This is a genomic window from Enterobacter sp. IF2SW-B1, assembly GCF_001743375.1.
In the GTDB taxonomy this organism is placed as follows: Bacteria; Pseudomonadota; Gammaproteobacteria; order Enterobacterales; family Enterobacteriaceae; genus Enterobacter; species Enterobacter bugandensis.
Genome location: NZ_MJAA01000324.1, coordinates 1 through 384 on the forward strand (window position 1 = coordinate 1; position 384 = coordinate 384).

The 384-nt window shown below is 62.0% G+C and carries 1 protein-coding gene; it reads right to left on the minus strand.

Translation table 11 applies throughout. From position 1 onward, the window contains the following. A partial coding sequence (locus A6013_RS24540) for an MFS transporter (protein ID WP_175437437.1) occupies window positions 1-384 on the minus strand: 384 nt, incomplete at both ends.

Sequence of the window (384 nt, forward strand, 5' to 3'; positions counted from 1 at the left end):
GCCAGCACGCTGCCAAGCATCATGCCGACAACGCCCAGGCAGATAAACCGCGTGGCGAAGTGGGTGCTCTGGCCCATCCCCCAGGTGACGTAATACATGGTCGCCGCCATGCGGATAAAGCCCGGGCAGCCGTTGCACAGCGTGAGCAGCAAAATGCGCCCCCACTGGTCGTTTTTCCACCCGTCTTTCAGGGCGTTTTTCAGCTCGTCGTTGGTCTGCACTGCCGGCCGCACGCGCTCGCGCACGGTGGCGAAGCAGAACAGGAACATACAGGTACCAATCAGCGCCAGGCCGGTCATCGCCATCTGGTAGCCTTTGGCTTTGTTATCCCCGCCAAACCAGTCGGCCATCGGCAGCAGCGTTAAGGAGAGCAGCAGCGTGGCG